Origin of the sequence: Rhizobium sp. SEMIA 4085 (assembly GCF_013004495.1) — a bacterium.
In the GTDB taxonomy this organism is placed as follows: domain Bacteria; phylum Pseudomonadota; class Alphaproteobacteria; order Rhizobiales; family Rhizobiaceae; genus Rhizobium; species Rhizobium gallicum.
The window spans coordinates 1-15,759 of the sequence record NZ_JABEPH010000110.1; the positions used below are offsets into that span (position 1 = coordinate 1).

General features: G+C 59.1%; 16 protein-coding genes, 3 pseudogenes and 1 riboswitch. Of the genes and pseudogenes, 12 read left to right on the plus strand and 7 right to left on the minus strand.

Going from position 1 to position 15,759, the window contains the following annotated elements; all coding sequences use genetic code 11:
- The first annotated feature begins 22 nt into the window (after positions 1-22).
- Together C9413_RS13415 and C9413_RS33275 are read left to right on the plus strand one after the other, a co-directional pair.
- Complete coding sequence (locus C9413_RS13415) at positions 23-322, plus strand: hypothetical protein (RefSeq protein ID WP_052451604.1); 300 nt, start codon at positions 23-25, stop codon at positions 320-322.
- 21 nt (positions 323-343) lie between these two features.
- Positions 344-493 (plus strand): hypothetical protein, encoded by a 150-nt coding sequence (locus tag C9413_RS33275; RefSeq protein WP_166677532.1) that lies wholly within the window; start codon positions 344-346, stop codon positions 491-493.
- 483 nt (positions 494-976) lie between these two features.
- Here the strand turns inward: C9413_RS33275 and C9413_RS13425 are convergent, their stop codons facing one another.
- From C9413_RS13425 to C9413_RS13435, 3 genes and pseudogenes are all read right to left on the minus strand, one after another.
- Positions 977-1,228, minus strand: coding sequence for a hypothetical protein (locus C9413_RS13425; protein ID WP_039845970.1), 252 nt, complete (start codon positions 1,226-1,228; stop codon positions 977-979).
- 71 nt (positions 1,229-1,299) lie between these two features.
- Positions 1,300-1,560: a hypothetical protein gene (locus C9413_RS13430; protein ID WP_039845969.1), complete on the minus strand. Its 261-nt coding sequence runs from the start codon at positions 1,558-1,560 to the stop codon at positions 1,300-1,302.
- A gap of 91 nt (positions 1,561-1,651) precedes the next feature.
- Positions 1,652-2,123, minus strand: a pseudogene (locus C9413_RS13435) (DUF4142 domain-containing protein).
- Positions 2,124-2,863: 740 nt separating this feature from the next.
- On the opposite strand from C9413_RS13435, the pseudogene C9413_RS13440 reads away from it, so the two are divergent.
- The 3 genes and pseudogenes from C9413_RS13440 to C9413_RS13450 form a co-directional block, all read left to right on the plus strand.
- Positions 2,864-2,990: pseudogene (locus C9413_RS13440) on the plus strand (glutathione-dependent formaldehyde dehydrogenase); the annotation flags it as partial.
- 450 nt (positions 2,991-3,440) lie between these two features.
- A complete protein-coding gene (locus tag C9413_RS13445) occupies positions 3,441-3,884 on the plus strand; it encodes a gamma-glutamylcyclotransferase family protein (protein ID WP_039845967.1) in 444 nt (147 codons plus the stop codon).
- Between the two features lie 373 nt (positions 3,885-4,257).
- The gene (locus tag C9413_RS13450; protein WP_039845966.1) at positions 4,258-4,542 is read left to right on the plus strand and encodes a hypothetical protein; all 285 of its coding nucleotides are present in this window, start codon (positions 4,258-4,260) and stop codon (positions 4,540-4,542) included.
- A gap of 74 nt (positions 4,543-4,616) precedes the next feature.
- On the opposite strand, the pseudogene C9413_RS13455 reads toward C9413_RS13450, so the two are convergent.
- Positions 4,617-4,880, minus strand: a pseudogene (locus tag C9413_RS13455) (transposase); the annotation flags it as partial.
- A gap of 50 nt (positions 4,881-4,930) precedes the next feature.
- A complete protein-coding gene (gene ligD / locus C9413_RS13460) occupies positions 4,931-5,974 on the minus strand; it encodes a non-homologous end-joining DNA ligase (protein ID WP_039845965.1) in 1,044 nt (347 codons plus the stop codon).
- 1,015 nt (positions 5,975-6,989) lie between these two features.
- Here ligD and C9413_RS13465 point away from each other — a divergent pair.
- Positions 6,990-7,187 (plus strand): hypothetical protein, encoded by a 198-nt coding sequence (locus C9413_RS13465; protein ID WP_039845963.1) that lies wholly within the window; start codon positions 6,990-6,992, stop codon positions 7,185-7,187.
- A gap of 1,176 nt (positions 7,188-8,363) precedes the next feature.
- Positions 8,364-8,699: a hypothetical protein gene (locus tag C9413_RS13470; protein ID WP_039846960.1), complete on the plus strand. Its 336-nt coding sequence runs from the start codon at positions 8,364-8,366 to the stop codon at positions 8,697-8,699.
- Between the two features lie 378 nt (positions 8,700-9,077).
- On the opposite strand, the gene C9413_RS13475 is transcribed toward C9413_RS13470, so the two are convergent.
- Positions 9,078-9,635: a histidine phosphatase family protein gene (locus C9413_RS13475; protein ID WP_039845962.1), complete on the minus strand. Its 558-nt coding sequence runs from the start codon at positions 9,633-9,635 to the stop codon at positions 9,078-9,080.
- Between the two features lie 92 nt (positions 9,636-9,727).
- Positions 9,728-9,797: riboswitch (cobalamin riboswitch) on the plus strand.
- 49 nt (positions 9,798-9,846) lie between these two features.
- Between C9413_RS13475 and C9413_RS13480 the strand changes: the two genes are divergently transcribed.
- The 3 genes from C9413_RS13480 (at position 9,847) to C9413_RS13490 (ending at position 11,512) form a co-directional block, all read left to right on the plus strand.
- Positions 9,847-10,056 carry a CbtB-domain containing protein gene (locus C9413_RS13480; RefSeq protein ID WP_039846959.1) on the plus strand — a complete coding sequence of 70 codons (210 nt, stop codon included), beginning with the start codon at positions 9,847-9,849 and terminating at the stop codon, positions 10,054-10,056.
- A 13-nt stretch (positions 10,057-10,069) separates the two neighbouring features.
- Positions 10,070-10,786, plus strand: a complete 717-nt coding sequence (locus tag C9413_RS13485; RefSeq protein ID WP_039845961.1) for a CbtA family protein — start codon at positions 10,070-10,072, stop codon at positions 10,784-10,786.
- Between the two features lie 87 nt (positions 10,787-10,873).
- Entirely contained in the window at positions 10,874-11,512 is a 639-nt protein-coding gene (locus C9413_RS13490) for a hypothetical protein (RefSeq protein WP_039845960.1), read from the plus strand.
- Here C9413_RS13490 and C9413_RS13495 read toward each other — a convergent pair.
- Entirely contained in the window at positions 11,497-12,159 is a 663-nt protein-coding gene (locus C9413_RS13495; RefSeq protein ID WP_039845959.1) for a sulfite oxidase-like oxidoreductase, read from the minus strand. The genes C9413_RS13490 and C9413_RS13495 overlap by 16 nt on opposite strands.
- 251 nt (positions 12,160-12,410) lie before the next feature.
- Between C9413_RS13495 and C9413_RS13500 the strand changes: the two genes are divergently transcribed.
- Together C9413_RS13500 and C9413_RS13505 are read left to right on the plus strand one after the other, a co-directional pair.
- Positions 12,411-14,144: a sensor histidine kinase gene (locus C9413_RS13500; RefSeq protein WP_281408637.1), complete on the plus strand. Its 1,734-nt coding sequence runs from the start codon at positions 12,411-12,413 to the stop codon at positions 14,142-14,144.
- Entirely contained in the window at positions 14,141-15,469 is a 1,329-nt protein-coding gene (locus tag C9413_RS13505) for a sigma-54 dependent transcriptional regulator (RefSeq protein WP_039845957.1), read from the plus strand. The genes C9413_RS13500 and C9413_RS13505 overlap by 4 nt, the downstream gene beginning before the upstream one ends.
- The last annotated feature ends 290 nt before the right edge of the window (positions 15,470-15,759 follow it).

A 15,759-nucleotide genomic window follows, 5' to 3' on the forward strand; every position in this document is an offset into this window, starting at 1 on the left:
GCCTTATACTGGGAGGAATACGATGACGCAGCATTCAGGAATTACCAAGCCGGCATTGCGGTCTGCTGACGTCGCCATGTTGCAGGCTGTTTTACAGGAATGGTGCGCGGAAAAATCATACGGGATTGCCAGTCCGGCGGCGCAGTATGTCGCCAGGGAACTTGTCTCTTGGTTTGAGTGCGGCATTCGAGATCAGCGTAAACTTAGCGGCTTGATGCGGTACATGCATATGGATTTCATGAACTTATCTATCCCGGCGAAAGCGCCGGGATCCGGGCACTCGCCTTCGACTTTCGAAATCAGCGAAACCAATATGCTGTGATGGACAGACTCGGCTATATCAATGATTACCGCCGATGCGACTGCTCTCGTCGATCGGCAGATTGTGGTGCGGCAAATCGTTGGTGAACTTCAGGCGATCTGCGACAAGGAAGCTGAAAGCAGCGCCGTCGATCAGTATCCGGCGCTCAACCATCTGCTCCAGGCGATCTGAGCCTCGATCATGTCGATCGCCAAAGCCGACGACGATTGATTGGAGAAGATCATCGGAGAACCCCTCCAGCCTCGCAAAATGTTGGCTGATCTCAACGCCGGTAAACGGTAGGATTCCCCATTGATGCTCCAGTTCGACCCGAGGTGCCCGGCGACATTTTTTGAGGAGCTAATCCGCAATTGGCATGGATTCCACAACCATCGGGGGGGCCGATGCCGAGATTTACTTCAACATTGTTTCCGCTGCAGGGACGATCGCCGGCTTCGAAGCACCGAGCTGGCGACGCTCGAGGACGCGAGGCGATACGCGACGCATGAGCGCTGATGGGCCAAGCCGTGCTTTCGGGGAAAGATACTTCAGCGGGCAAAATCCACGTTTGTGACGCGAAGGGAGCCGCACTCTTTATCGTGCCGTTCACGACCCCGGCCATCGCTCATTGGCTGCGGTCCAGTAGTTCTCAGATCTCTTTATAAGATATCGGCGCTATTGCAGCGTCAAATGGTCGGGCCTGTTCTTCCATTCCTTGTATGGCAACAACATCTGGCCGGGAAACCGCCTTTCGATCGCGCTCTCCGTGAGGGCGATTTTCGCGAAGACCTCATCGGTCGCCGAGGTTCGGTTTAATGCTTCACTCTGCTTCTCCAGCTCAGCCATCAGTTCGAAAAGCTCGTCGTCCGTCATAGCCTCGAGAGCCAAGGCGAACTCACGCTCCGAGACAGCCGCAAAATTCGTCATGATGCACCTCCTGCCGATGAGCGCTTATGGCCTTAGCCAGAACGCTTGCTGATCGGCGATTGTTTGGCGTGTCACTTTCCCGGCAAATCCTTCTCCGTCGTTGCAGCAGCCGGAAGCCTTTGCTGCGTCTGCTCTCTGTCAGAGGCGAGAACCGGCGCCGTCGGCGCCTTGGCGATATAGACGCCCAATCCCAGCGCGCCGATAGCAACGATGAAAGCGCCCGCTATGGCGAAGACAGACCGTCGTCCGTCCTGCGTTATCATTCCGAAAGCAAGAGCAATGCCTAGAAGTGCTGCTCCTCCTGCCACTGCAAACAGCCAGAGATAATTCATCCGCATAGGCTCCCAATGTCCGGCCGCCTAACCTTGATGAAAGAAGAAGGTTCCGGGAGCATTTCCGCTTTCTGCAAATCATGCAAATGCTTCATCGCAACTTGAGCGCCATCTGCAGATGATGTTCGAGCGCAGCCTCGTGCTTGCTGCCCAAGCTTTCAGCTCCGCATTGTCGCCGCCTTCGCGAAAGCGTTTGAAGAGGTCGATCGCGTCCTCGTGCGCGGATTCCTGATCGGAATGATATTGCTTGATGAAATCATCGCCTTGAGGGCCCTTCAACTTGTCGAGCATATCCCCCGCTGGGCGCTGGTCACGGCGCCTGGCAGCTGCGCCTGTACCCTTCCGCCGGAAATCAGCGCCTTGAGCTCGCTGCTCGTTTTCTGATGGTCCGGCACCATCTGCTGAACAAGGGCCTTGGTCCGGGCATCGTCGCCTGCGAGTTGCTGATCTTCAAGGGGTGACAGACTATAGGTCAGCGAGGTCAGGTAGTGCGGATTGAACAGAGGACGAGACGCAGAGGAACGCGCCAAGCGGCTGTCATCTGCAGAAGCGTTGCGGCGCAGACAACAAGTGCACCGCCTGTCGGCCGTAGAGCATCTCCTTCTAAAGCCACGCCGCCGCGGTGTTTCCATGATCCAGTAAGGAGTGCTTCCCGAGAGCGCCCAGGCATAGGGCAAGGGCAAATGCCATAGCCAAAGCATTGTCGTGTGAAAGACGAATATGAATATCGTCGGCACTCGATCCAGGAGCATCGCCCGGCTAAAGATAAAGCGCCCCGCAAGCGGCGCAACGAGCGAGATCAGTACGATATGATGAATTGCCCTTGCCGAGAGCAATGTTGAACTTAGCCATGGAAAGGGGAAACGAAGGCGACAAGTGGAAAGAGCGATCGCGGCAGCCGCCGCCCGACGCGCCGGCAGCCAGGTCAACGAGCCGCAATGCCTATCGAAACCAGCAGGTAGGGGTCGAAATTCCAATCCGACATCAGCAGCTGAGGTGCCGGGGCGTTGCCACATTAAGGATCAAGACCAAAAGCCATTTCATGCCCCATTGTCGATTCGGCGGCTGAACAAGCCTAAGGCGGACTTTTCCTGCCAAGTAAATCCGTCTCGTTTTCTAATGGAACAACTCCCGCCGATCGTGGTTTGGCGGTCTTGAATTTCAAGACAAAGGGACGACGAAGTCGGTCTTCTTGCACGGCACGTGCCAATTCAAAAAGCTGCAAGACGGGGCATCGGTTTCGCGCTCGAGATCGAAAGGCAGGCGAAAACATGAAAGCCTTTACCTTGCTGCATGGCAAGGCTGGGACTCACGGCTTGACCGCGTCAACGTCACACAAAGTCCTGGGGACCGATCGCGCGCATGTCCTTCGTCCGGCAATTGAGTGCTGCGGCAACTTCGGCACGTTTTCGATCGTCGGCCTCTACGGCGATTCTCTGACTGAAGCGCAGGATCGGCACGGCTAAAGGCGGGTCATGGTCGTCCTGTGAGGATTGTTAGCATTGAAGAAAGGCCCCGATCATGCAAAAGGAATCCAACGACCCCATCGAAGACCGCAATAAGGTGCATCCACCAGAGATGGAGCTCGAGCCAATCCGGCCGGTAGGTGAAGACCCGCCCGGTGCGACTGCCGGCAAACGCGGTAAAACCCCAGCCCGCAGTCGCCCAGAAAGATCGCCACCGACGCGCCAGGACCAACCGGACAATGAAAGGGTAGAGGGATTGCCCGAAACAGACGCGGCAAAGAGCCTCGCGACGGCGCCTCCCGCAATGAAACGCGACTGAGTGCCGCCGTTGTCTCGGCAGGACCGAAATGCTGCAATCAGGATCGCACCAAACTTGCGATCGAATAAGCCGAAACCGCATCAGAGCTGATCCGGATGACACAGGATGTGTTCGTTTTTGGAACCCTTAAGAAAGGTTTCCCTCTCCATGAGCAGGGACTTTCCGGTGCAAAGTTTCTCGGGATTTCCAGGACTCGACAATGTTATCCGATGCTCATTGCCGGTCCTTGGTTCGCGCCGATGATGTTCAACGAACCAGGCATTGGCCATCACGTCGTCGGTGAACACTATGAGTGTGGCGAGGATACGATAGCAAGGTTGGATCGGCTGGAATCGATCGGCATACCGGGGAACCTGCGAGTGGTGATAGACGTGGAACCAGTCGCCGGCGGGCCAATATGTTCAGCACTGGCCTACATGAAATCGCGGAAGTTGGCAGATCCCATTCACTCAGACTATCTGCGAGTCTACGAAGACAGGCGGTTTATTCCGTTCGATCGGAGAGACGAACGCCTGCGTCCCGGCACAAAATCTCATTGAGCACCGGCGAGGGTTGGCATGCCTAACGCAGGCTGAGGGCTCCGCGATCGAGTCGGATTCGACCTGTGACGGCGGCATGACAGTCGAGCGTTTCGGAGATAGCCCGTCGACGCCGAAGACATTGTTGGAGACCCGCGGTTCTGCCTCGATCCTCGGGTGATCAAATGAATGCACAAAGCGGCTCATCACGAATCTGGCGTATGCTTTGCAAGATTGCCCAATCCATAAGACACGCCTTCTTCGCTTGCGCCGGCTGTGTCCGGAACAACGTTCACCTGAACGGTGTTAAGACTAAGACAGTGCGGAAGGTGTGCGGTGAACAATTTCGATGTCGACGTGCCTCACCACTCGCCTTTGTGCATCAGGAAATGCCATGACAGAGCTTGAATACCAGCCGAAGTATCGATGGCGGATGACTTGGCCGGCGGAACACGATCAAGACTACAGCGGTTGGGACGGCAACATCCAGTTTGGACGAATTTTCTACGAGTGCGTGGGAATGATGACTGGCCGATGGTGTTGGGCCGGCGGTTATGATCCGCGCATCAAGATGATCGTCAGGCCACGCTGGGGTTGGAGCGAGACGGCCGGCAGGGCAACGCAGAAGGTAGAAGAGCACTACGAGGCGTGCCTTCGTTTAAATGGCTTGTCGTCGTGAACAAGATCCTCGCCCGTTCTGGCTCTGCCACCCGCGCGCAGGATCTCGTCACCAGGCTAAGCGGCCCAATAGCGGCACATGCGCTTTACCACCTCTCGCTTGCGCGCAGGCTTTAGAGCTTTTCGCCGGATGACGTCCTGAAACATCTCCCGATCCAGCGTCAGATCCGCGACGATTTTTTCAATCTCGTCCTCGAGCTGCTTCAGCTTCTTCATCTCCGGTGGCAGCATGTCGGCATATTTCTTCCAGTTAAAATAGGTCGCCTGGCTGATCCCCGCTTTTCGGCAGATCTCGGCAACCGACATGCCTTCATCACCCTGGCGTTTGAAAACTGGGATGCCTTCATCGTCTTATGCTCGAAGAGCCTTCAAAGGCGAGTCGACGAACGCTACTTGCCCAGCACATAAATCACAGCGTCGTCCTCTTCATCCCGCAGACCTTTGTAGGAGGCATGCCTCAGCTTCCCATCGTGCGTCCACGCGCGATACTCGATCTCGGCAATCAGCGTCGGCCGCACCCAGACCAGCCCCTTGCGCCTTCCGTCATATGTGACCGCCGGTTTCGTGACCTTCAGCCGATCGAGCTTTTCGCGCAGCTCCTGCGCCGCACGTTCGTTGAAGCCGGTCCCGACATTGCCGACGTACACCAGGCCGTTACCCTTGCGCGCTGCCAGCAGCAACGAGCCAATGCCGGCCCGCGCGACGGTGGAAAGCTCATAGCCAACGATCACGAAGCTGTCGCTCTCCAGGCACTTGATTTTTACCCAGTCGCCGAGACGGCCGGAGCGGTACTCGCTACGGCGATCCTTCGCGATGATGCCTTCGAGCCCATGCTCGCAGGCAAGCTCCAGCAGCCTGTCGCCGTCCGCCTCGAACTCCTCCGACAGCCGAATGACGCCCGCCCGATCGATGATTAGCCCTTCGAGCAGATGGCGTCGCGAAGATAGCTCCAGTTGCCGCAGATCATGCCCGTCGAAATAGAGCAGATCGAACGCCACGAAGAGCGCTTCGCCGGAAGTCCGCTTGCCGCCCCGGCCGCCGAGCGATTGCTGCAGCAGCCCGAAATCGGACCGGCCACGCTCATCCACCACGATTGCCTCGCCATCGAGGATCGCCGTCGCCACGCCGAGCTGCCTGGCGGCCCGCTCGATGGCGGGGAAACGATGCGTCCAGTCATGGCCGCCGCGCGTGATGATGCGCACGCGCTGAGGTTCGATATGCACTGCCAGGCGATACCCGTCCCATTTGATTTCGTAAACCCACTGTTCGCCCCTCGGCGGCTTCGGCTTAAGAAGCGCCAGGCACGGCTCGATGCGGTCCGGCATAGGATCGAAGGGAAGGTTCGGCTGCGCTGGATCGCGTGGCTTGCGAGGCCGGGATCGAACCGGCTTATCGGATGCGAGCAGCGGCTTTGAGGCTGGAGACTTGGCCATCTGATGATTACATCAGGGAATGCTTAAAAAGAAAATGAAATTCGCGGTAATGACGACGTAAGAATATTAGCCGAAATACAAATGGCCGGGAGACATGCGGTCGCCCGACCCTCACTTAGAGGCAAGGTCACTTGGGAACTTTTCCTTCCCCTGCCGGTTTATTGCGATCACGCGTTTCATCTTCCCACCAGTCGCTGAAGCTGCGTGACCTGCAGTGCTGTGGGGATGATCCCTTAAGTACTGAGCCAGTGGCTTGGGCTCGCTTTGCCCTCTCTTAGACGAGCCCTTGCCACGATGTGTTCTCGTGAAGGCCGCCCTCTTCCGTCGGGCTTTTCTCTGGGAATTCTTAGGAGTTTAGGGAACCGAGCATGAGCAGAGGCTATTTCGCTACCGAAGATATTGAGATCTGCAGGAGAGTCTTCGATGATATCTGCGCAACCGGACACATAACGAGCGATTATGACCGCGTCGAACTCGCAAGCCAGATCATTTATTTCTATCAGCACGGCGTCACAATCGAAGATAGTTTGCAAGAGCTAGTCGTGAGCATGACCGAGAGGCAGAGGCCGACGTGAATATGCTCATACGCCCGCAGTATTGTGCCAGACGCGACGCGGATGGCAGGTGGTCGATTGTCGATACGCAGACGCACAGGGTCGCTGTCATTGCTGAAACTCTGCCGCTAAGACGTCTTGATGAATCGACCGCTACGGCGATTATCGACGCCCTGAGGGCGAGCCGTTCGGCTTCCGGAGAACCCGGCGCCTCCGCCGAAGGCACGAGGGGCCTAAGCCGTTTTAGCTAGTTTGCTCTCTTTTGATCGCCTGTCATTGTGCTGGCAGAAGCAGTGCGTGCTCATAAGCGTGTGGCTCGCTCTCCTTTCGAGACATGATATTCGGAACCAGGTAGGCCGGACTAATTAATCTGCTTCGCCGCTCGAACTGTTAGACCAGGGCGGTTGAAACCGTTCTGGCGATGTCCAGTTCATCATCAAAATCTGCTGGGTGACTAGGTCATGAAGTATCGGATTGAGGCAGAGGGCAACGCCAAATACCGTGTTGTCGACAGTGACACCGATGAGACAGCCACCTGGAAGAGCCATCTCCAGACCGGCTTGTCGCGTCCTATGGCCGAAGCGCTTTCAGGTTATCTGAATGCGCTCCACCGTTACGATGAAGCCTATGGCGGGCACTTCGGAAGGTCAGAAGACTAGCCCGTCGCGCCACTATGGCCACAGCCCCGCGACCTTCCACCGCAGACGGGTTTACTGCAGATAGATGAAGCGTTCCGCGCGATCGAAGTCTGCCAGAGTGGCCGAATCGCAGCTTTTGAGGTGTTTCGAATTCCGCGCCGGCTTGTGATCTGGAATTCCAGGGGGGCCATGAGCTGCGGGTAGTGCCGCTGCAAAAAATCCGGAAGAGAGGTTTACCACCTCGCCGTTGCGATCACCTCGCCACGCGGCCCCCGGTTCGCCTGAAAAACACGTCGTCCATGGCCACGAAGGCTCGGCGTAGACGACATGCCGCACGGCCGCAATCATCTTAACCAGCACGGCGCGGGCGATCGTTTGCCGCCGATGCACGCCGCCGGAGGGGCCCTTCGGTGGAAAGGAGAGGCTTTGAACGAGGAGACTTGGCCATGGACGCAGCTTTGAGCCTTAGTTCTGCATCTTGAAGATGCGAGCTATGAAGCGTACTTTCCGACGTCGCCCGCTCTAGGGCGCTGCTCATCAAATCTTGAGCCCCGTCCCCTTGCGGGGCTTCTTTTCCCAGTGCGTCATCACACGCATCGCGTGACAGGACGCGCAGCAACATAACTCGTACTACCCCAGGGAAGTCATAGAGCCACTGGCCACTTGCTGCTTAGGAGCATGACCGGCGAGGTCTTCGGCTTTCTCAGCGTGTCGATATCGCCGTTGCCTTCGATTTCGACGCCTCTCGGGCTGATAAAACGTGGGACCTCACCGAGCCATGCTCCTAAACTCCATTGCCTTTATTAGAATTCAGTAAATGGCGCCGAGAAATAATTCTTCCAGTCCCTTTCGCCATCGAAACTTCACGGCGTCAAGGATCGGAACAAACGCTTTTGCGCCCGGCGGCTGCCAGAATACCGATCAAGGTATGGGCAAATGAGCGACTATGCGGTCAAGAGTGACCTGGAACTGACCGCGACAGATATCGAGCTCATCCCTTCGCCGTCCAAGAGGCATGCGAATGCGACACAACGCGTCCGGGGAAAGCGAAAAGTGTTACCAATGTGTCCGGTACAAAACTTCACCTATCGCTCAGGTCGGGCACTCCAATCTGTAGCCACGCTGATCCTCAATGCTTGGAACCAAGCCGGCGGTATCTTCGTTTTCCTTTTGGCGTTCAAAGAGAGGAAATCCCCAATGCAGGTCGTTGGAACACAGGTTACCCCCATTGGCGGCGGGAAGGCCGGCTTTACGGTCGAATTCGTCGGCGACGGCGGCGAGGTCGTTTCCGTGCAGTTGAAGAACGACGCTGAACGCTCGCTCAATCGGCAAAATGCCATAGAAAAGGCAAAGGAGCTGATGGGCCAGATCGCATCTTCCACGGCCCCGGAGGGTGAAACGATGAGCGTCAGGCTGAGCGCGCGAGCCTCCCATGATCGATTGACCCTGGAGGAGCAGCTTGACGAGGGGCTCGAGGATACGTTTCCGGCCAGCGATCCAGTGTCGGTGACCGGGACGACCATCAAGCACTAAGGGCAAGCACTAAGGGCAAGCACAAAAGGGAATGTCCCGACAGTCCAGAATCCCGGCGATCATCGCTTGATCGCAGAGTGCTGTGTGCGTTCCGTCCGACAGAGCTAAAGAAAGGCGAGCAGTTTGACGGCTGCTCGCCTTTTTCGCCTATGTCATCAGCAACGGAATGCTGACAACCAGGGCGACGAGAATAACGGCGGTCGCGATCCGCAACAGACGCACACGCCGTGTACGCTCCCCACTCCAATCATAGGTCATGGCCGGTCTCCTCGCGGCAAGGACTTAGCGCCCGGTAAACCGGGTTCAATAGCTATGACGCAACTTGCTTGCCTAAGGCTGATCTAATTTATTCGTTGAAAAATTAGCGACATAGCGGCTTCAGTCGCCGAAGCGAAGCGCCCAGCGGCGGCCGTTATGGGTCATGCGGAGGATGGATAACGGTTCGATATCCGCGAGCCAGAACGAGGAAAGCGGCGCCTGAAGCACGTTCAGGATCGCAGCGCGGATGAGCGCGGCGTGACTGACGGCGATGACGTGGCCGCCGAGTATCGATTGCGTTTCCATCGATTGGGCTGCCCGCCCTGCAAGCTGCCTGATATTTTCGCCGCCATGCGGGGCAGATTCCGGATCGCTCATCCAGGCGAGCAGATTTTCAGGCTCCTGCATTTGCAGATCGGCGATCGCCACCCCACCCCACCTGCCGTAATCGCAATCGGCAAGCAGCGGATCGGGAAGAGAGCCGAGCGAGAGCGCTTCTGCAGTCTGGCGCGCGCGCAGCGCCGGACTGGTCAGGACGCGATCGGCGCGCTGCAGCCGGCCGGCAATTGCCCGCGTCTCAGCGACGGCGCTTTCTTCAAGCGGTTCATCGAGTGGAAAGCGACCGTTGCGACCAGCGCTTGTCGGGCCGTGGCAGATCCAGGTGAGCCGGGTATGCACGTTCCTTCAATCTCCGGAATTGCGATGGGGAGCGAGATCAAGTCTCGTTGACAGTTCTCCGCGCGCAGATATAACGATCATGTTGCGGGTTTGGAAGCCGGTGAAAATCCGGCGCGGTCGCGCCACTGTGACCAGGATGCGAAAGCAGGCTGGAAGTCAGACCCTACCGTACAACGCTCTTTCGACTGAACGCGTCTTCCAGGAGGAAAACATGTCTGACACCGCTCTTCAGCCCATCGCAGCACCTGCGCCGATCCCGGTAGGAGAAATCCTGCCCTGGGCGATCTTCGGGGGCTTGCTGATGATCATCGCCATCTATTTCGTCGGCACGGAAGAGGGTGCCATGGCGCTGTTTTCCGGCGGCTACGTCCACGAATTCGTGCATGACGGCCGCCACCTTCTCGGCTTTCCCTGCCACTAAAGGGACGACAGACATGGTTGGAAATCTTTTGCTCCGGGGCATGCTCGCGGGGGGAATTGCTGGCATCCTGGTGTTTGCCTTTGCCTATACATTCGGTGAGCCGCTGGTCGATCAGGCGATTGCCTTCGAACAAGCCGCTGCCCAGGCCGCAGGCGAAACCGCTGAACCGGAACTCGTCAGTCGCGCCACACAGGCCGGCCTCGGCCTCTTCACCGGCGTCATGACCTATGCGATTGCGGTTGGCGGCCTCTTTGCTCTTGCCTTCGCCTTCGTTCATGGGCGTTTCAGCCGGCTCGGCGCTCGCGGCACGGCCGCAGTGATCGCGCTCGCCGCCTTTGTTGCGATCGTTCTCGTTCCGGCGATCAAGTACCCTGCCAACCCGCCTGCGGTCGGCAATCCCGATACGATTGGCGTGCGCACCGAGGTGTTCTTCCTCATGATCGTCGTTTCCGTCGCCTCGCTGATTGCCGCAGTGGCGCTGGCGCGCAATCTCTCTGCGCGCTTCGGCATTTGGAATGCGGCGATTTTCGCGGGTGCCGCCTATCTCGTCTTCGTGGGCCTGGTTCAGTACCTGCTGCCGCCAATCAACGAGGTGCCGGAAAATTATTCCGCCATGGTGCTCTGGCGTTTTCGCACGGCCTCGCTCGGCATGCATTTCATTTTGTGGGCGGCGCTTGGGATTGTCTTCGGAGCGCTGGCGGAAAAGCGGCTGCGTCCGGCATTCCGGTAATCCGGGCCTGGTGCATTGCCTCGTCGTGGCTCGTCAAAAGAGAACTCCTCATTCCCGTGTGTCACAGGGATGAGGGAAAGCCTGGAAATGTTGCAGCGATCTCATTATCGAAATTGCGCAAAGCCAGGGCTGGCGACACTTGGTCTGGCAGCACTTCTTTTTTCCGCCGCCGGAAACGCCTCAGCGCACAGCAGCAGTTCCGCTGGCAGCCATGCCGGCATCCCCATCCCCGAAATTTCGCATGGCGAGATGGCGGTCATCGCCGGCTATCGGAACCGGATCATCGATCTCGCCTCGCAGGCGACCGATACGAACGAGCCGTTCAGGCGCGTGCTGAACTACGCGCAGATCCAGTATTCCTACTGCTTCTGGGGGCGGATGCCCGGCAGCGTCACCGATGAGCGGAGCCCGTTCAACGAATGCGCCCATGCTTATCTGGCGGCCGCCAAGGCCGTGCTGATCGCCATGCGCGCCATGCCGCAGGAAGCGGAGGCCGCATCGGCGATCATTGCGGATGCCGATGCCGAGATGGTGCGGCGCGGGCTTTCGCTGATCACCTGCCGCTACAGCGGCGAGGCGTTCAACACGGCGGATATCGTGCGCCCGCGCTGGAGCGAAATTCCAATGCACGCGGCAAGCATGGCGTCGCTATCGGCGCTTGTGAGCATTCTCTTCGGCGTGTACTTAGCGGCCAAGCGCCTGCTTCGCGGTCAGTCGTCCGTATAACGCTGCTCGCGCCATGGGTCGCCGTACATGTGGTAGCCGTTCTTTTCCCAGAAGCCGGCCTCGTCGGCCGGGATGAGGTCGATGCGGCGAAGCCACTTGGCGCTTTTCCAGAAGTAGAGATGCGGCACGACCAAGCGCATGGGGCCGCCGTGATCGCGCGTCAGCGGCAGGCCTTCCCATGATGTCGCGAGAATCGCATCCTCGGCCGCGAAATCGGAAAGCGGCAGGTTGGTCGTATAGCCGTCATAGCTCGTCAGCATGACGTAATTGGCTTCCGGCTTCGGCATTACGAGATCGAGAAGATCGCGTGTCGAAACGCCTTTCCATTTGTTGTCATAGCGCGACCACGTGGTGACGCAGTGAATGTCGCTGACCTTGGTGCGCTGCTCCTGCGCCTGAAAGGCCGTCCAGGTGAGGTCCAGCGGTGTCTCGACGAGCCCACGCACTTCCAGACGCCATGTGTCCAGCGAGATGACCGGCTGCTGGCCGAGATCGAGGACGGGCCAGTTCTTGACGAGATGCTGGCCGGGGGGCAGGCGCTCGGTTTGCGGACGGCTGATGCGACCTGTCAGGAACTTGCCTTCGGCGGCCCAGCGGCGCTTCGAAGTGGTGAGTTTGCTGTCGGCGGGGGGGTGCTCGTCGCTCATGCGGGGTGTCCTCATCGCGTTGGCGCAATTGGACATCCGGACCCAGGGTGAGTCAAGGCAAGGCGCCTCTTGGAAATCCGTTATCCGGTCATTAGACTTGGAGCGTCGGGTATGCCTCCCAAGAGAGGAGGCAGGAAGGGGAGGAGGCGGACCTGTCGTCCAGATACAGGCTGATAGCCGCACTGTTTTCGGTGCCGTTCGTCGTCTTCGCGTTCTTCTATTATGGCGGGGCGGTGGCAACACGCGCCTATATGGGCGAGGCGTCATCGCAGGCGGGGACTGCGCTGCGGCTCGCGGTTTCCGCACTCAGTGGCCACCTGAGCCGCTATGAGGCGCTTCCGGCGCTGATTGCCGATCACGACAACATCAAGGAACTGGTCAGCCGCCCGCAGGACCAGGCGCTGCGCGATGCGGCGAATCTCTATCTCAAGGAAATCAACGGACTTCTAAAATCCTCCGATATCTATGTGATCAAGCCGGATGGCGAGACGATTGCGGCAAGCAATTTCGACCTTCCGGGCAGCTTCGTCGGCGAGAATTTCAGTTATCGCCCCTATTTCCAGGATGCCGTTGCCGGGCGCCAGTCCCGGTTCTACGCGCTAGGAACCACCTCGCTGAAACGCGGATATTATTTTGCCTCGCCGATCTATGCAGGCGAGGAAATCCGCGGCGTCATCGTCTTCAAGGTCGATATCGACATGATCGAGGCATCGTGGAGCGGCGGGGAATACCGCCTCTTCGTATCGGATCCCGAGGGCATCATATTCATGTCGGGCAAGCCGGATTGGCTCTATAACGGCATTTTGCCCCTGACCGCAGACCGCATCGCGCGTACCGGGGCGTCCCGCCGCTACGCGAATGCGAGGCTGACCGCGCTGCCGATCACGCGCAGCCATTTCGACGAGCATGAGTTGATGTCGCTTGTCGAAGAAGGTGTTCAAAAGGAATATCTGGTGCTCTCGCACTATATGCTGGCCGAGGATTGGACCGTGAACGTGCTGATGGACACCGGTTCCATTCGCACGCAGGCGCGCACCGCGCTTGGCGCCGTCTTCCTCATTCTCTGCATCGCCGGGCTGGCGATCGCGATTCTCCGGCAGCGGCGGATGCGGCTCAACGAGCGCATGCATCTGCAGGCCGAAGCGCGCAACGAACTGGAGCGGCGCGTCGAGGAGCGCACGGCCGACCTTGCCCGCGTCAACAGCCGCATAGAAGAGGAGATCGCCGAGCGGCGGCTGACCGAACAACAGCTTCGCCAGACGCAGGCCGATCTCATACAGGCAGGCAAGCTTGCCGGCCTCGGCCAGATGTCGGCGGCACTGTCCCACGAGTTCAACCAGCCGCTTGCCGCCGCAAAGACCTATACCGACAGCGCGGCCGTGCTCCTGGACCGCGGGCGGACTGCAGAAGCGCAGGACAATATCCAGCGCATCGGCGGGCTTATCGACCGCATGGCATCCATCAGCAAGCATCTGCGCAACTTCGCGCGCAAGCCGAACGAGAAGCTCGGCCCGGTGCCGCTCGACGAGGCGATCCGCGATACGCTGGAGATCATCGCCTGGCGGCTGAAGGCGGCGGATGCCGACCTGCGGGTCGATCTTGGCATCCGCCCACCCGTCGTCCGCGCCGGTTCCGTTCGCTTGCAGCAGGTGCTGGTCAACGTGATTTCGAACGCCGCCGATGCGGTCGAAGGGATCGAGGACCGGCGGATTGAGGTGACGGCCCTCGAAGAAAAGGGCAAGGTGGTGCTGACGGTCCGTGATCATGGACCCGGCGTACCGGCGGCGATTGCCGAGCGCATCTTCGATCCCTTTTTCACGACCAAGGGCGTCGGCAAGGGACTGGGGCTCGGGCTTTCGATCTCCTACAACATCATCAAGGATTTCGGCGGCAGCCTGGCGGCCTCCAATCATCCGGAGGGAGGCGCCGTGTTCCGCATCGATCTGCAATCGGCGGCGGGCATGATGCCGGAGGCGGCCGAGTGAGCGAACAGAAGATCCTGCTGGTTGACGATGAGGAAGAGCTGCGCCGGTCGACGGCGCAGGCGCTGGAGCTTTCGGGTTTCAACGTCGAAACGTTTTCCCATGCCGACCATGTGCTGGAGCTGATCGGCTATAGCTTCGCCGGGGTCGTCGTCAGCGATATCCGAATGCCGGGCACCGACGGCATGACTTTGATGCAGAAGATCCGCGAGATCGATGCGGAAGTGCCTGTCATCCTCGTTACGGGCCATGGCGACGTGCAACTGGCAGTGAAGGCAATGCGCGAAGGCGCCTATGATTTCATCGAAAAGCCGTTCACGCCGCAAATGCTCGCCGGAGTGATAAGGCGAGCCATGGAACGCCGTAGCCTCGTGCTGGAAAACCGGCTGCTCAAGGCCGTCGCCGGAAAGCGCGACGATATCGAGGCGCGTTTGCCGGGCCGCACGCAGGTGATGGTGGAATTACGCTACCGCATCCGGGCAATCGGGGCGAGCGACGCAGACACGCTGATCGTTGGCGAGACCGGCGCAGGCAAGGAGGTCGTTGCCCGGGCGCTGCATGACATCAGTGCCCGTGCGAGCCGGCCGTTCATCGCGATCAACTGCGCGGCGCTGCCTGCGAACCTCATCGAGAGCGAACTCTTCGGCCATGAGGCAGGCGCTTTTCCCGGTGCGGTGCGGCCGCGTTACGGCAAGTTCGAGCACGGGCGCGGCGGCACGATCCTGCTCGATGAAATCGGATCGATGCCGTTTGACCTCCAGGCAAAGTTTCTTCGAGTGCTGCAGGAGCGGGTCATTTCCCGCCTCGGCTCGAACGAGGTCGTGCCGCTCGACGTGCGCTTTATTGCGACCAGCAAGGTCGATCTCGAAGCCGAAGTCGCTGCGGGACGTTTCCGCGCCGATCTCCTCTACAGGCTAAATGTCGTAACACTGCACGTACCGGCGTTGGCGCAGCGGCGGCCGGATGTCCCGCTGCTGTTCCTCCAGCTCGTCCGCGAGGCAGCGGCACGCTACGGCCGCGACGAGATGGCAGTGCCACCCGAGGTGATTTCCGACATCGCCCAGCGGGATTGGCCCGGCAACGTGCGCGAATTGCGCAATGCAGCGGACCGCTTCGTGCTCGGCCTCGACGGCGAGCGGCACCTGGGAGAGGTGAGCGGCCTTGCCGATCGGGTTGCCGAGTTCGAGCGCAGCGTGATCGCGAGCGCCCTTGTTGCACATGGCGGCAGCCTCAAACCGGTCTACGAGTCGCTGCAGATTTCCCGCAAGACGTTGTACGAAAAGATGCAGAAATACGGCCTCGACAAGAAACTGCTCGTTTCCGAGTAGAGCGATGGGTGGATTTCCACACATCGCTAAACCCGTTTGTGTCCGAATCGACCCATGCTGCGCTGCACCCATGCGGAATTTGGGCAAACGGCGGAGCGGGGCTGATTGCCGTAGCCGGTTCGGAGCGTGCTAATGGCCCTATCTCCATTGGCGCGTGGGAAGCGTCGGTGGTATTTTGTTTTCATCAGGGAGGAAAAAGATGAAAATCCTGAAGGCCATGCTTGGCATGACGGCGGCAGTTGCCGTTTCGCTTCTCGCAAACGGCGCATCCGCGCAGACCTATCCAGAGC

Excerpts from the sequence above, each read along its gene's own strand:
- C9413_RS13465 (WP_039845963.1), top strand. The coding sequence starts at position 6,990 with ATGAAGTATCGGATTGAGGCAGAGGGCAACGCCAAATACCGTGTTGTC.
- C9413_RS13490 (WP_039845960.1), top strand. The coding sequence starts at position 10,874 with ATGTTGCAGCGATCTCATTATCGAAATTGCGCAAAGCCAGGGCTGGCG.
- C9413_RS13480 (WP_039846959.1), top strand. The coding sequence starts at position 9,847 with ATGTCTGACACCGCTCTTCAGCCCATCGCAGCACCTGCGCCGATCCCG.
- C9413_RS13415 (WP_052451604.1), top strand. The coding sequence starts at position 23 with ATGACGCAGCATTCAGGAATTACCAAGCCGGCATTGCGGTCTGCTGAC.
- C9413_RS33275 (WP_166677532.1), top strand. The coding sequence starts at position 344 with ATGATTACCGCCGATGCGACTGCTCTCGTCGATCGGCAGATTGTGGTG.
- C9413_RS13430 (WP_039845969.1), bottom strand. The coding sequence starts at position 1,560 with ATGAATTATCTCTGGCTGTTTGCAGTGGCAGGAGGAGCAGCACTTCTA.
- C9413_RS13485 (WP_039845961.1), top strand. The coding sequence starts at position 10,070 with ATGGTTGGAAATCTTTTGCTCCGGGGCATGCTCGCGGGGGGAATTGCT.
- C9413_RS13495 (WP_039845959.1), bottom strand. The coding sequence starts at position 12,159 with ATGAGCGACGAGCACCCCCCCGCCGACAGCAAACTCACCACTTCGAAG.
- C9413_RS13470 (WP_039846960.1), top strand. The coding sequence starts at position 8,364 with ATGCAGGTCGTTGGAACACAGGTTACCCCCATTGGCGGCGGGAAGGCC.
- C9413_RS13445 (WP_039845967.1), top strand. The coding sequence starts at position 3,441 with ATGACACAGGATGTGTTCGTTTTTGGAACCCTTAAGAAAGGTTTCCCT.
- ligD (WP_039845965.1), bottom strand. The coding sequence starts at position 5,974 with ATGGCCAAGTCTCCAGCCTCAAAGCCGCTGCTCGCATCCGATAAGCCG.
- C9413_RS13425 (WP_039845970.1), bottom strand. The coding sequence starts at position 1,228 with ATGACGAATTTTGCGGCTGTCTCGGAGCGTGAGTTCGCCTTGGCTCTC.
- C9413_RS13500 (WP_281408637.1), top strand. The coding sequence starts at position 12,411 with ATGGGCGAGGCGTCATCGCAGGCGGGGACTGCGCTGCGGCTCGCGGTT.
- C9413_RS13450 (WP_039845966.1), top strand. The coding sequence starts at position 4,258 with ATGACAGAGCTTGAATACCAGCCGAAGTATCGATGGCGGATGACTTGG.